The organism is Singulisphaera rosea, from assembly GCF_054877945.1.
In genome coordinates, this window is record NZ_JBTYIP020000012.1 from 220171 (window position 1) to 234245 (window position 14075).

The following is a 14075-nucleotide window of genomic DNA, read 5'->3' on the forward strand; positions in this document are numbered from 1 at the left end:
GCGTACGTTTCGATTTCCATCCCTCTAAAGAGAGGGGTCCGGCCACGATGGCGAAGTCCCAGCGGCTGAGATTGCCCGAGATCCGCGCCGCGTTCCGGTTGGTCGGTGAATGTCGCGAGCTCGGCCTCGACCCACTGGCATGGCGGATCCACGCCCTGGAGGGCCTATGCCGACTCATCGGTGCCGATTCGGCCAATGGCGGCGAGGCGAAATGGCCTCGCCGCGAGGGATCATTCCGGCTGATCCTGCCCGTCGACTTCGGCTACACAACCGCCCAACTGGCGCTCTACGAGGAGTTTATGCGCCACTTCGGGCCGAACCAGCCCCTGATCATCGGGGCAATGCGTAAGATGAAGGGTGAGGTTGCCACTCAACCCCGGGTCAGCCTGATCGACGAGAAAATCTGGCGAAAGTCCGATTTCTACGGGCTCTGTCACGACGCGGACCAGGGCCACGACCTCTTCTCATTCGCCGAGGACGCAAGGCGTGGGATGCTCGAGGCGATCATCCTCCATCGCAACTATCGCCGACCCGATTTCGGCGAGAGGGACCGCCGCCTCGTCAATTTGTTCCAGTCCGAGTCGGGCCCCTTGCTCGGCACAGCCCTGGCGCGGGCCGAGGGGAACGCCCTCGCCACGCTCTCACCGCGCCTCCGCCAGACTCTGGAGCTCCTGCTCGAGGGCGATACCGAGAAGCAGATCGCATCCCGGCTCAGACTGAGCCGACCCACGATCCATGAGTACGTGACCGAGCTCTATCGGCGCCTAGGCGTCGCGACCCGCGCCGAACTCCTGAGTCTGTTCATCCGCCGACGACCGACCGAGCGCAACCCCTGATTCCCCTCCGGGTTCGGCCGAGGCTCCTCCTTGCGATGCCGAGTACGGAAGATCGCAGGACAAGAAAAGGGGACACGATGAATTGGATCGGCGGACCCGATCTTTCCTCTTGGCCGAATTCTGACGTGTGGCGAATCGGGTCAGCCACACCGAGAACGACCACGTATGATCGGATCGGACCCGACCGCGACCTAGTCTCTAATCTCTCACTTTATAATTTTGATCGATATTACATCGACAATGCAACGTTCATAGCCCTTTTACATCGATCATGAACATGACTCGATCATCATTGTAGGTCTTCCCCTGCATGTTGTTGAGCAGCTTACACGTCGAGTCGCTGCACGCATGCGTAAAATCAATGTAGACCCGCAATTGTTTCGATGCGTCCTTGCTGCGCACTCGGGCGATGTCGAGCTCGACCGCGACGCGTGGTTGCCATTCCTTCGTCACCGCGGTCACCTGTCGGAGGTTGGGTATGACCGGGTGGACGCGACGAAGGAGGTCGACGAGGTGGGTGGAAATGCCGATCTTCAGAAGTCCCGGTAAGATCTTGTCCTGCCAGATGAGCTCGTCCACGACGTGCTCGGGCGCATTGGCATTGTAGCTGCCCAGGCGGATCCCGATATTGTCGAGGTGGACGTTGCAGATGTCCGAGGCGACCGCGCAATGCAGGCTAGGCTCGGAGTTCTCCCGATAGCCCTGACCATGCGTCGCCATCGCGGCGATACTGCCAACCGAAGGCAAAATGCCCAGGATCCGCTCGCGGGAATCCGGCTGAAATCCCCCGCGAAGGAGCGCATCGGACCATTTCGCGGCGTCGACCGGCACGAAGTCGAAGCCGGCGTTGATCGTCGGGTTCACTTTCACGATCGACTTGACATGCTTTCGCAGGTCGATGCTGTGCAGGTTGTAGAAGCGGGCCGCGATCGTTCGCCACATCTGGCTATGAAGCTTCCATGCATCCTGCTCGGCCACGTCCTCCGCATGGAACGTACGCATCTGTTCGGTGATTTCCGTGGGGTCGATGTCTGGCATGCGAGTCTCCCATCTGGTGAAACAAAACGGCACCAAACAGAACGGTTTGACGTTGTTTGTGTGACGATAAATTTCTCTCGACCACACAATCGTTCGTCAATGGGGCCGCCCCCGAGGGCAGGCCCAGAACGGCCAGGATAACTCGTTTCAACCGTCGTTCCCGGAGATTTATTGGGCGAACGACCCCCGAATCATGATCCTAAGGGACTCGACGCATAAGAACTGTTTGTGCCAATTCATCGTTCTCCAGCTTTGTCAGAGCTCCACGGTTCGTGCGTTCTGTTGAGCGGAAACGGAGCAAGAAAGGGGGTGGGGTCGGAGTGCAGCGATCCCGCGGACCTCGAGACGTCGAATCGTCCGGGTAACGCGATGCGCCGACTCGACCGCCCAATGGCCACGATCCTCGCGCCCTTCCGGCGATCCCTCGGCGTTGTTGGTTCCCGAGAGGCAGGCGAATCGAAGGCTCAAGACTTTCCGCTTTCCCCGCCGTTCGTCGGTGCGTCGTTGAGGTTGATCCCGGCGACGTCCCCGATCACTTGTTGGAAGATCGCTCGTGTGCGGACGGCGTGGCGATCGGCGTCGGCGGAGAATGCCAGGGCCGACGCGTCGAGGTGGCTCGGGTCGTAGTTGAGACGCCGGGCGAGGCGCGTGAGCTCGGCCGGGTTTTCGGGCAGGTCGGAGACGCTCCGGTTCTGGACGAGTCGGAGACGACTCTCCACGGTCCGGAGGAATTCGTAGGCTTCGCGGAGGTCGGTGCAGGCCTCAGGCGCGAGGAGGCCGGCCCGGCGAAGCGCGTCGAGCGTCTCCCAGAGGTTCGACCGGATCACCTCGGGATGGTTCAGGGCGTGCACGAGCTGGAGGTATTGCACGACGAATTCGATATCCGCAATCCCTCCCCAGCCTCGCTTCAGGTCGTTCCGGGCCCCGGTGTCCTCGAGCCTTCGGCGCATCGCCACGACTTCGCGGGCCAGGGACTCGGGCTCGACGGAGACGGCGAGGATGTCGAGGATGGCCTCGCTGACCGAGCGGCCGAAAATCCCGTTGGCGAAGATGACCCGGGACCGGGTCAAGGCGAGCCGTTCCCACGATTGGGCCTGAGACTCGAAATAGCGTCGGAATTCGTCGAGGGTGACGACGAGCGGTCCCGAGGCCCCATACGGCCGGAGCCTCGCGTCGATCGAATACAGTGGTGACGTACTCGAACCCCCGCCAAGGAAGCGGAGGGTCCGCCTCACGACCTCGGTCACGAATTCGTCGTTGCTGATCGATTCGGGGCCACCGCTCGTCTCGCCCTCGGACTCTCGGAGGAAGATCAGGTCGAGGTCGCTGTGATAATTCAGCTCCCGCCCGCCGAGCTTGCCGAGGCCCAGGATCGCCCAGCGCGATCGCTTTCCGTCGGCGCCGGAGCGGGGCGTGCCGTAGCGGAGGGCCCGGCGTTCCCACTGGTCCCGGGCGACCTGGCCGACGATCGCCTCGGCGACGTCGGAGAGCTCGCGGGTCACGTCGCGGATCGGTTCACGCCCGAGGATGTCGCGGATCCCGATCCGGACCCACTCCTTGTTGCGGAAGCTCACCAGGATCGGGGCGAGGTCTTCGGCCCCCTTGCAGAGCTCCGAAAGCTCGGCCTTGATCGCCTGGGCGGAGAGCGGGCGGTCGGCAACGAGCGAGTCCATCAACTCGTCGATCATGCCCGGGTTGTTGATGAGGATCTCGGAGAGGAACTGGCTCGTCGCACACAATTGCACATACATGCGCAACGTGGGAGGGTTGAAATTGAAGAGTTCCCAGAGGATCGCCTTGGCCCCGAGCGATGCGGAGACCTTCTCGAGGTTGGTGAGCGCCATGTCGGGGTCGGGCGTCTCGCCGACCGCCTGGAGCAATCGCGGGGCGATCGCGGCGAAGAAGTGGCGGCAGCGGGCCTGGGATAGGAAGGGGAAATCCTCACGGGCCAGGGCCAGGAGGTTCTGGTATGCGGTGAGGCGATCGTGGAACGGATATTTGCCGAGGACTTCCTCGATCAACTCCTGACTCGGGGCCGGGTCGAGGACGAGGTCGACGATCGGGTCGGCGGTCGCCCCGGCGTCGTCGCGGAAGGCGTCGTGGAGGAGGTGGTTGAGGATCCGGCGGTTGAGCTCCGTCTTCGACCGATAATCGGCCAGGAACCTCTGGGCCGGCCCGGTTCGGTCTTCCCAGATGCTTGCCAGAGGGTAGCCCATTCGAATGGCGAGGATCCGCTGCTCATCGAGGTTACGCGGCATCTCGTGGGTCTGGCGGTCGAACATGGTCTGGAGCCGGTGCTCGACACGTCGGAGAAATCGATACGTATTTTCCATAATCCCGCGTTCCTCGCCGGTCAGGCAACCGACGAGCTCGAGCTGCGACATCGCCTGGAGCGTGTTCGGGAGTCGGACCTCGGGGTAGGTCCCGCCGTGGAGGAGTTGGAGGAACTGGACGACGAACTCGACGTCGCGGATCCCCCCGTGCCCGGTCTTGACCTCAACCTCGGAGGTCCCGGCCGAGAGCGTCCGCTGCTCGATCCGGCGCTTCATCGTCTTGATCTCGTTGATCTCCGCGCCACTCAGATAGCGGCGGTAGACGAACGGCATGATCGCGTCGAGGAAGGTCCGTCCGAGGGTGAGCTCGCCGGCAATCGGCCGGCATTTGATCAAGGCCTGACGTTCCCAGGTCCGGCCGCTGGTCTCGTAGTAGCCAAGGGTCGCCTCAAGCGAACGGGCGAGGGCGCCCTGGTCCCCTTCGGGCCTGAGTCGCATGTCGACTCGATAGGCCATCCCGAGCGACGTGTGGTCGGAGAGGAGCCGGACGACGTCGCTCCCCATCTTGGCGAAGAATTCGGCGTTCGAGACGACCCGAGGGCCGGCGGTCTGCCCCTCGACGTCGTAGAGGAAGATGAGATCGATGTCGGAGCTGTAGTTAAGCTCCTCGCCCCCAAGCTTGCCCATCGCGAGAACGACGAACCTCGCGGGCTCTCGACCACGTCCGGAAGGGGCCCCGTGCTTCTCCTCGGCGCGTCGGCGAGCGAGCCGGCAGGCGGACTCGACGCACGCGTCGGCGAGGTGGGAGAGGTCGACGGTCACGACTTCGAGCGGGATCCCCCGCACGATGTCGTTGTAACCGATGCGGAGCATCTCCCGCCTTCGGAACCGTCGAATCACGAGCCGCTCGGACGCTTCGTCGGTCGCCGCGCGAAGTTCGTCCCAAAGATCCGCGATCAAGGCGTCCCGGTCGCGACGGTCCGCGCCACCTCGAAGCCAGTCGAGGAGGTCGGGCTCTCGAATCATCATCTCGCTAAAATGCTGACTCGTGCTGAAGAGCTGGACGAGGATTTCCATCGTCCGGGGGTTCGCGGCCAGGAACTGGAGGGTGGCGTCGGGGTCCAGGCTCGCTGCGACGTAGAGCTCGAGGTTCGTGAGGGCCATCCCGGGATCAGGGCATTTCGGGAGCAGGGCGTCCAGGTGTCCGGCAAGCTGCGCCATCAGACCGACCCCGTGACAGCGGCGGGCCAGGTCACGCAGGTCTCGTGAACCGCGTTCCGAGTCGCGGACGCCGAGCCCCGCGAGCCAGAGCTTGCACCACTCGAGGTCGTCGAGATCGTGGAACAGTTGTTGGGGGGAGGACGTGCGTTCCTCGATCATGCCAATGCGCCCTCGGGAACGACCGGTCAAGATCCGGCGAAATCGGGCGAGCCGTGCTGGAGGTGTCGAAAGATCGTCTCGACGTCGCCTCGGCTAATGCCGAGCGAGGTCGCAATGGAGCGGTCGTCCGCACCGGGGCGCATGAGAGGCAAGACGTGGGCCGCGAGGGGTCGAAGGCGATCGGGCAGGGGGGGCGCCGGGGTGAATCGTCGGTGTTCCGCCCAGGGGTCGCCCAGGTCCTCGAAGCCGGGGTCGAACCAATATTCACGCCCTCCCCGGTGCAGCAGTTCGAGGAACCAGGTCGTGAAGCCCGAGGAGATGACCCGAGGACGGCTCTGGGCGAGGTCGTCGCCTGAGGTGAAAATCGGGCAGTCGTCCCCAGGCCAGCGATAGCCGAGGTCGATGCAGACCGTCTCGACGTTGGGATTGCCCAGCTCGAACCAGCTCTCGGGCTGGACGAGGAGGTCCGGGACCTGGGCGAACGGGACCATCGGCCCGATCCCCGAGAGCGGATGGATCATGGGACCGTTCAGGTAGAAGCCGTCGGAGAGCTCGAGCCAGGCGCGAAGGCTGGCGGGGAGCTCGAAGCCGTAGCGGTGCTCCCAATCGTCGATGGCTCGCCGATCGGCCCCGGGCCGGCACGGGTCCGGCATGTCGAGGAACTGGGCCTCGAAGGCCTCGGGAGTCGGGGCGAGCGCGGGGTCGATACCGACCATCGCGACCCAACGACCGACTCGGTCGTTGAGCGGGCTTCCCATCCCCATCCCCCTTTACGCCCGAGGCGTGACCATTTCCGTGGTGACGACTTGACCGAAGAGCGTGACGGCAGTCGCGTCCTCGATCCGTACCGGCACGATCCGTCCGACCAGTCGCTCATGCCCGTCGAAGACGACGATCCGGTCGCACGTCGTCCGCCCGGTGAGCTGGCCGAGCTCTCCCGGCACATCCCGCTTGGCGGCCGATTTGCTCGGACCCTCGACCAAGACTTCGACGACCGTATCCACGAAGGGGCGATTGTCCTCGAAGCAGATGGCGTTCTGGACAGCGAGGAGGTCGTTGTTCCGCCGCTTCTTGACCTCTTCCGAGATGTCGTCGTTGAAGAGGACGTCGGCCTTCGTCCCCTGCCGGGCGCTATATTTGAAGATGAAGCTATTCTTGAATCGCGAGCGTTCGACGAGCCGCATGGTGCGTAAGAACGAGGCCTCGGTCTCGCCGCAAAAGCCGACGATGAAGTCGCTCGAGACCGCGACGCCGGGGATCGTCTCGCGGGTTTTCGCGAGCATCTCATCGTAGAAGGCGACGGTGTAGTTCCGCTTCATCTTCTTCAACATCTCGTCGCAACCGCTCTGCGCCGGGATGTGGAGGTATCGCGAGACCCTGGGCAGGTCGCGGATGGCCTGGAGGAGGTCATCCGTCATGTCGTTGGGATAGTTCGTGATGAACTTGATCCGCTCGACGCCCTCGATGTCGTGGAGCCTTGCCAGGAGGTCGGAGAGCCGCGACGTGCGTCCGTCGGGGGTCGTGTACTTGTAGCTGTTGACCGTTTGGCCGAGGAGCGTGATCTCCTTGACCCCTTCGCCGGCGAGCTGCCTCGCCTCCTTGACGATCACGTCGGGGGGCCGGCTCTGCTCGGGGCCTCGCACCGAGGGGACGATGCAGTAGGTGCAGAACTTGTCGCACCCCATCATGATCCGGACGAACGCCTGGAACGGGCTTGGCCGCATCGAGGGTTCGCGGAGCGGGTCATACTCGGCGAAGCTGGCCGTGACGGTATCCTTCGACCCCGCGGTCCGGGGGAGGCTCACGGCCATCTGGGGAGTCGCCGTTTCCTTGGCGAGGAGGAGGAGCTCCGAAACCTTCCCGAGCTGCCCAGGCCCGACGATCACGTCGACGTGGGGGGCTCTCTTGAGGATTTTCGCCTGGTCCTTCTGGGCCATGCACCCCAGGACGCCGATCGAGACCCCGGGCTTCTGCTCCTTGATCTGCTTGATCCGGCCGAGGGCGCTGTAGATCTTGTCCTCGGCGTGCTGTCGGACGGAGCACGTGTTGTAGAGGATCGTGTCGGCCTGGCTGATGTCGTTCGTGAGGACATATCCCTCGCTGCGCAGCGTCCCGACGACCAGCTCGCTGTCGAGCAGGTTCATCTGGCAACCCACCGTCTCGATGTAAAGCTTTTTCGGGGGGCCTTCGGTCACGGCCATCACGGGGCCCTCGGGATCGCGCCTCGGCGGCCGAGGTTCGCGGCGAACGGTATCGGGAAGCGACGGGCGATTGTAACAGACCGAACGTCGTTATGTGAATCGCGCTACCGAGGGATCAGCGGACTCGGCATTTGGGACCGTCAATCGGTTCGCTCGCCCAGGTCGCGTTCGAATCGGGCCTTTCAAGCGACTTGACCGATAGAAATCGGCTCGAAACTCAACGCAGTTCGGGGATGCCCGGTGTTCGCCTGAACCCATTCCTGGACAAGAAGTTCGATCATGCTTAAACCATCCCGATCAGGACCCCATCCGATCACCGGCGTTGACCCGGTGTCCACGAAGGAATTCGGCGGCGGGGCCCGCTTTCTTCCCCGGTAGTTGGACAACTGTCAGCCGGATCGCCCCCTGGCCGCAGGCGACCACGAGGCGGCCCCCTTCCGCCTCGATCACCGTCCCGGGTGCGCCCTCGCCGTCGCAAAGCTCGGTGCGGTGGACGATGACGCGGATCGGATCCCGGCCCACTTCGCCCTGGCGTCCCCACGTGGTGGATGCGATCGGCCAGGGCTGCATCGCTCGGACGAGGTTATGAACCGTCTGCGCCGACTTCGTCCAGTCGATCCGGCCGTCGTCCTTCGTCAGCTTCGGTGCCCGGGTCACCTTCGACGAGGTTTGGGGGAGAATCCCCGCGGTACCGGCCTCGAGCGAGGCAATCGAGTTGACGATCAGTGGGGCTCCGAGGGCGGACAAACGCGCCTCGAGTTCTCCCGCAGTCTCGTCGGGCTCGATCGCCGTCCTGGCGAACGCGATCATGCCCCCCGCGTCGATCCTGGGTGTCATCCGGATCACCGTCACGCCGGTCTCGGCGTCCCCCTTCTGGATCGCGCGAGCGACCGGCGAGGCACCTCGGTATTTCGGCAGGATCGACCCGTGGAGATTGATCCCGCCGAGTCGAGGGATCTCGAGCAAGGCCGCCGAGAGGATCTGTCCGTATGCCGCCGTCACGAAGAGATCGGGTGAGTACGAGCGGATCTGGTCGAGCGACACAGGAGCGTTGACGTCCTCGGGTTGCTCCACGGGGATCGCGCGTTCGAGGGCCGCGACCTTGATCGCGCTGGGGATGATCTCCTGCTTTCGACCCTGAGGACGGTCGGGTTGCGTGACCAACGCCACGACCCGATGGCCGGTTTCGCAGAGTCTTAAGAATGTCGGCAGCGCAAAGTCGCCCGTCCCGAACATGACGATCCTGGTCGTCGACGACATAGTTTCAAGTCATCCTCAAAGGGCGTCGAGCTGCTTGCGAATTTCTTCATCGCTGGGATATTCGCCATTCGCCTGGGCCTGCCGGAACTTCGTCTCGAACTCGCGGAGTTTACCCGCGATCGAGGTCCGGAGGGGAGTGTTCATCAGGTCGATGAACAACCGCCCGGCCACATGGTCCGTCTCATGCTGAATCGCCCGAGCCGGGAGACCTTCGGCTTCGAGCTCGACGAGGTTCCCGTCGAGATCGAAAGCCCGGACCTTGATCTTCTTGGCCCTCGGGACCTTGGCATAGAGGTTCGGGAAGCTCAAGCACCCCTCCTCATCCTCGTTCGAGGAATGCCGCTTAACGATCTCCGGGTTGATGAAGACCTGTTCCTGATCGGGCTGATCGGGGTCGGCGGTCAAGTTCAGGATGAAGAAACGGAGGGGGAGGGCGACCTGGTTCGCGGCCAGCCCGATCCCCCGTGCCTCGTACATCAACTCGAACATCTCGCGAATCTTGGATCGGAGGTCGTCGTCGATCTGGGTCACCGGACGAGACTCATACCGAAGCGCAGGATGGGGATAGGGGACGATCCGAAGCACGAGCCATCTCCGAGACGAGGAGGACTGACGACACGTCCTCATTGTAAAGAGCAGGGCACGAGCCCGCCAAGACGACTCAGGGCCGCCCAGCATCGCCACGGTCGACCGTGATCTCGACTAGACGAACCCTCGCCGGGGCTCGGCTACAAGCCAAGTCCCCGGATCTCCCCGCCAGTTGGGATTAGGGTGCCTTGGGAGCGGGGGCGAAGACGTCGTCGGGGAGTTCCGACTTCGAGGCAGAGGCTTCGGGCTTGAGCAGGTCGGCCCAACCAGTCCCCGAGATCAGGAAGACGGCGCCGTCGGCCCCGGTATCCGTCGTCGCCTGGAACTCGCCCTCGCCGAAGGCGTTCCCAATCCGTAGGACGATCGGCGCCGAGGGGGCCGCGGGTTGGATCTCGACGGTCAACCGAGGAGCCTTCAGGCCCGAAGACTCGGGGATCGCCCCCTTGTACTGGAGGAACTTTCGGGTCTGGAACCGCGAGAGGTCGGAGGCGAGTGTATCGATGCGCGAGACGTCGAACCCCGAAACGTCGGTCCCGGACAACGGACTCCAGTCGCCCGGCCCTCCCCGAGGCGTGGGGCTGTGGGCAAACGCCAGGGTACGGTCGGCCCAACGCAAGGTCAGGCCCTTCACCTGCTTCGGGGCGAAGCTGAGGACCCGGCGACTTCGGAACTCTTCATGGAAGGGGAGGATGGCACCATCAGGGACGGTAAAGATGTAGGGGACGTCGGTCGCCTTCGCGAACCAGAACTCTTTGCCGGGGAACTTCGCCCCCACGACGAGCGTCTTCGTCACGAACTGACCCTTGTCGTCGGGGACCACCCACGAGACCGTCATGTTGGGAGAATCGAACCCATAAGGCTTTCCGTCGGTCTTGCTGTCGGCGACGAGCCGTTCGGCCGTCAGGTGGGACAGGATGAGGAGGGCCTTGGTCACGGCCTCGTCGTTCGCGGGCGCCTCGATCGGTGACGTCACCCGCCAACGATTGGGATCGCTTGCGGAACCGCCGACGAGCGTGAACGTCTGGCCGTCGCGAGCGACGCTCAGTTGCGTCACCTGGCTCGGGCTAAGGCTCACGACCGATCGGTTGCGGAAAGCGAACTCGTTCTTGGGGAGGAGTGCGAGGAACGCGTCGGGGAAGACGAGGATCGTCCGATCCCCCTCGACTCGAGCGTAGGCAGCCTTCCTCAAGGCGTCATGGCGACCAAACTTGAGGTCGACGCGGGGAGCATCCGTCCGTTCCGGCGAAGGCTCGGGGGCTGGCTTCTTCCCGGGGAGTGCTTGCCAGACCTTGAGCGTGAGCAGGGGAGGGTCGAGCTCGGGATTGGAAACCTTGTCCTCCCCGAAGAATTCGCTCGTCTCCAGCTCGCTCAGTTTCGTGAGCAACCCAGGGATCGACTCGGCGTCGGCCCGTTCCCGGGTCGGCCTGAGCAGTTCCCAACCGTTCGTCGTCCTGGCAAGATCGAACACATGGTTATAGGCTTCGATGCGGATCCGATCCGCGAGCGCCGGGATGAAGTCGGTCACCTTCTTGCTGCGCAAGGCGTTCGGGTTGAGCCCGAGTTCGCGGAACCCCTTCGCATCGACCACGAAGACGTCATTCTGGTCGGATCGGACGGCATAGAACTTTTCCGGCTTGTCCGAGACCGCCTTCCCCACCAGCAACGTCTGAGGCTGGCCTCGGCCCGGCGGGGGCACGAGCTCCACTTTCATGGGGTCCTTCTCGAGACCATAAGGATTGAGGTCGCGCACGTCGTCGGCGACGAATCCTTTGGTCCCTTCCGAGACCGTCAAGGATGTGAGCTCCCCGAGCGCCTCCTCGACCTTCGAGTCCTCGGCCAAGGCTCGGATCGGACTCGACAACTTCCAATGCCCTTCGAGACGTTCGGCCTTGAGGTCTCGCGACGGCCCCGAGACGGAGAAGCCCGCGACGAGGAAGGACGGGAGGTTGAAGACGGCCTTATCTCGCCAATCGGCTAGGGGCTGACTAATACCCTGGAACGGCCGGCCGTCGACGACCTCCACCCCCGTCTGTCCCGCGGGGCGGACGTAGAGCCGGTCTCGGACGGCCTTGCCGACCTCAAGGGTCGCCAGGAGAGTCTTCGCGTCCTTGCCGAAGGCCCGGATCACGGCCTGGGCGGGGTCGAAACCAAACTGATTCGCGGGGTCGACGATCGTCCCGGCGTCTGGGACTCGCTTGAGGAGTTTGAGATTCCGCACGAGGGCCTCGATCCTCGACGGATCCGCCGCGACGTCGACGGGCTTGATCAACTGCCACCCTTCCCCTCGACGTTCGAACACGAGGTGGCGTGTCGCGTCCGTCCCCTCGGATTTGCCGGCGAGTTGATCGACCTCGACGCGGCGGACTTCGCCGGCCTGGACGTCGTTCAACTCCGGGAGGACGAGTCCGCTCGCCCGTCGGAGTTGCTCAGCCGTCGGGATCTCGGCGTAGTCGGCCCACCAGAGGACGATCAGCCCCGTGAAGAACAGCGTGAGCAAGACGATGGTGGTGTGGTGCTTCTTCATGGCATCGAACCGGTTTGGGTCTCGATTGGTCGGGCCTTGGCTTCGAAATCTCGAGTGGAAGGCGATCTGCGTCTCGGTTCCTGTTTATGAGCACGCACGACCGCCCACGCCTGTCCGGTTCATTCGCGACGCGCCACGTAGGTTGCGATCCCGAGCGCGACGATCAGGAGCACTGCCATGACGGTCGGCACCATGATCAGGCGGGCCCTGAGCACGGGGTCGGCGGCGAGCGTGAGCGAGACGTGTGTCTTGGGCGCGATCCCCTGGAGGTCCGAGCGGCCCCGGAGCCAGCCGATCGCGTTCATTAGCACATCCTGATTCGTCGGCTCCAGCGCGAGCATCGTGTTGTCCGCGAACACGTCGGACGAGACGAAGACCAGCCTGGGCCTCGCCGACGACTCGTCGCCGGGCTTGGCACGGTCGGTGACGGCCACGCCCACGGTGATCGGCCCGAGCTCGTCCTTCGCCTTATCGAACGTGACGGGACGTTCCGTCGGGGCGGATTCGGACCACGATTGCTTCCCGGTCCGGAGCAGGGGAGAGACCACCACGTTCGCATTGGCGGGGATGCCGGTCGCAACGACCGGGGGGTGGATCGCCCTGGCCGCGGGGACCAACGTCGCGCGACTCATGAGCGGGTCGACGATCGGGTGGCGGGTGTCCGGAGTGATCGGCACGAAGACGAGCCCCGCCTGCCCTCGCCAGTTCAGGCTCCGGTCGATGACGATCCCCTGACTCATCGCGATGTTGAACGACTTGAGCAAGTCTTCCAACCCCGTCGGGTCGGGGCTTCCTGAGAGGATCAAGAGCGGACCGCCCCGTTCCGAAAAGGTCTTGATCTTCGCGACCTCGTCGGGCTTGAACGGGCTCCTGGGGGCGACCACGATCACGAGCGACGTGCCCTCGGGGATCTCGTCGCGGAGCAAGTTCGCCTCGACGGCGTCGGCCCCGAGGGCAGTAAGCCCCGTCTTCCAGACGCCAATGCCCTGTTTGCGGGGATCTGTCCCCGCGATCGACGCCTCGCCATGTCCGGTCGTGAAGACGACCTTGGGCCGCTTCTCCTCACGGAGACCGATGAGGGCCGAGGTCAACGCATCCTCGCCGTGAAATGACGACTCGAACAGGGCCGTGTTGTCCTCGACGCGGGCCGAGCGCGGGAGCTCAAACAGGTCGCTGTTGCGCACGACGACCCGGGTCGCAGTCTCCCCCTCGCCATACTCGACGAGGACACCCCCCCCCTGGGTGACGGCCACTTCGGGGATACGCTTCATGATATCTTCAAATTTCTGGAGATCCCGATACGGGTTGATCGAGTCGACCCGCACCGAGTCGGGCTTGGCGGCCTTATAGAGCTCCAAAAGTTGCCGGACGCGGTCCGACTCGAGCTGGGCACGCGGACTGTCGCCGTAGAAGAGCGTGAACGCGACGGGCCGTTTCAGGCTGGCCAGTTGATTGGCGGTGAGCGACGAGAGCGAAAACGTCCGCTCACGAGTGAAGTCGAGGGCACGCCCGCCATAGCGGAACGCCAGGACGTTGAGCACGATTAGGATACCCGCGATCAGCGTCGCGTGGAGAACCGTGCTGGAGACGTCCAAGGTCCGCCGGAGTGTCGGGCTGGCGTGTCGATGACGCTGGTTGACGGCGATCAGTGTCAGCAAGATCCCGAAGCCGACCACGAAGGGGGGGATCGACCAGGGGACGCTCCGATTCGTCGCCACATAGGCTCCCGCCATGACGAGGATCAGGCCAACGACGACGGCCGCGATGACGCGGTCGCGGTAGCCGCCGCGAGGGGAGTCTTCCCCTTCGTCTTCCGCCGCCTGCCCGACCGGGGAACCCCGCAAGGCCCAGTAGAGGACGAGGAAGGCCGCGAAGGCGAGCACGAGCGCCCACAGCTCCGGCCTTGCGAGGAACGACGACAAGCTCTGTGCCATGGACACTACCCCGAAAAACGTCGGCATATCATCATCCGCGC

At 64.1% G+C, this 14075-nt stretch carries 9 protein-coding genes; 1 reads left to right on the forward strand and 8 read right to left on the reverse strand.

Going from position 1 to position 14075, the window contains the following annotated elements; all coding sequences use genetic code 11:
- Positions 1-47: 47 nt before the first annotated feature.
- Positions 48-836 carry a helix-turn-helix transcriptional regulator gene (locus tag ACYOEI_RS20980; RefSeq protein ID WP_462851519.1) on the forward strand — a complete coding sequence of 263 codons (789 nt, stop codon included), beginning with the start codon at positions 48-50 and terminating at the stop codon, positions 834-836.
- A gap of 249 nt (positions 837-1085) precedes the next feature.
- Here ACYOEI_RS20980 and ACYOEI_RS20985 read toward each other — a convergent pair whose 3' ends face one another.
- From ACYOEI_RS20985 to ACYOEI_RS21020, 8 genes are all read right to left on the reverse strand, one after another.
- Positions 1086-1874, reverse strand: a complete 789-nt coding sequence (locus tag ACYOEI_RS20985; protein WP_462851520.1) for a hypothetical protein — start codon at positions 1872-1874, stop codon at positions 1086-1088.
- A gap of 464 nt (positions 1875-2338) precedes the next feature.
- The gene (gene glnE, locus ACYOEI_RS20990; protein ID WP_462851521.1) at positions 2339-5527 is read right to left on the reverse strand and encodes a bifunctional [glutamate--ammonia ligase]-adenylyl-L-tyrosine phosphorylase/[glutamate--ammonia-ligase] adenylyltransferase; all 3189 of its coding nucleotides are present in this window, start codon (positions 5525-5527) and stop codon (positions 2339-2341) included.
- A gap of 26 nt (positions 5528-5553) precedes the next feature.
- A complete protein-coding gene (locus ACYOEI_RS20995) occupies positions 5554-6285 on the reverse strand; it encodes an SMI1/KNR4 family protein (RefSeq protein WP_462851522.1) in 732 nt (243 codons plus the stop codon).
- A 12-nt stretch (positions 6286-6297) separates the two neighbouring features.
- On the reverse strand, positions 6298-7728 hold the full coding sequence (miaB, locus tag ACYOEI_RS21000; RefSeq protein ID WP_462851523.1) for a tRNA (N6-isopentenyl adenosine(37)-C2)-methylthiotransferase MiaB: 1431 nt from the start codon (positions 7726-7728) through the stop codon (positions 6298-6300).
- Between the two features lie 297 nt (positions 7729-8025).
- Complete coding sequence (gene fmt, locus ACYOEI_RS21005) at positions 8026-8988, reverse strand: methionyl-tRNA formyltransferase (protein WP_462851524.1); 963 nt, start codon at positions 8986-8988, stop codon at positions 8026-8028.
- Between the two features lie 15 nt (positions 8989-9003).
- Positions 9004-9573: a peptide deformylase gene (gene def / locus ACYOEI_RS21010; protein ID WP_462851525.1), complete on the reverse strand. Its 570-nt coding sequence runs from the start codon at positions 9571-9573 to the stop codon at positions 9004-9006.
- 181 nt (positions 9574-9754) lie between these two features.
- The gene (locus tag ACYOEI_RS21015; RefSeq protein ID WP_462851526.1) at positions 9755-12100 is read right to left on the reverse strand and encodes a DUF4340 domain-containing protein; all 2346 of its coding nucleotides are present in this window, start codon (positions 12098-12100) and stop codon (positions 9755-9757) included.
- A 119-nt stretch (positions 12101-12219) separates the two neighbouring features.
- The gene (locus ACYOEI_RS21020) at positions 12220-14034 is read right to left on the reverse strand and encodes a GldG family protein (protein WP_462851527.1); all 1815 of its coding nucleotides are present in this window, start codon (positions 14032-14034) and stop codon (positions 12220-12222) included.
- Between the last annotated feature and the right edge of the window lie 41 nt (positions 14035-14075).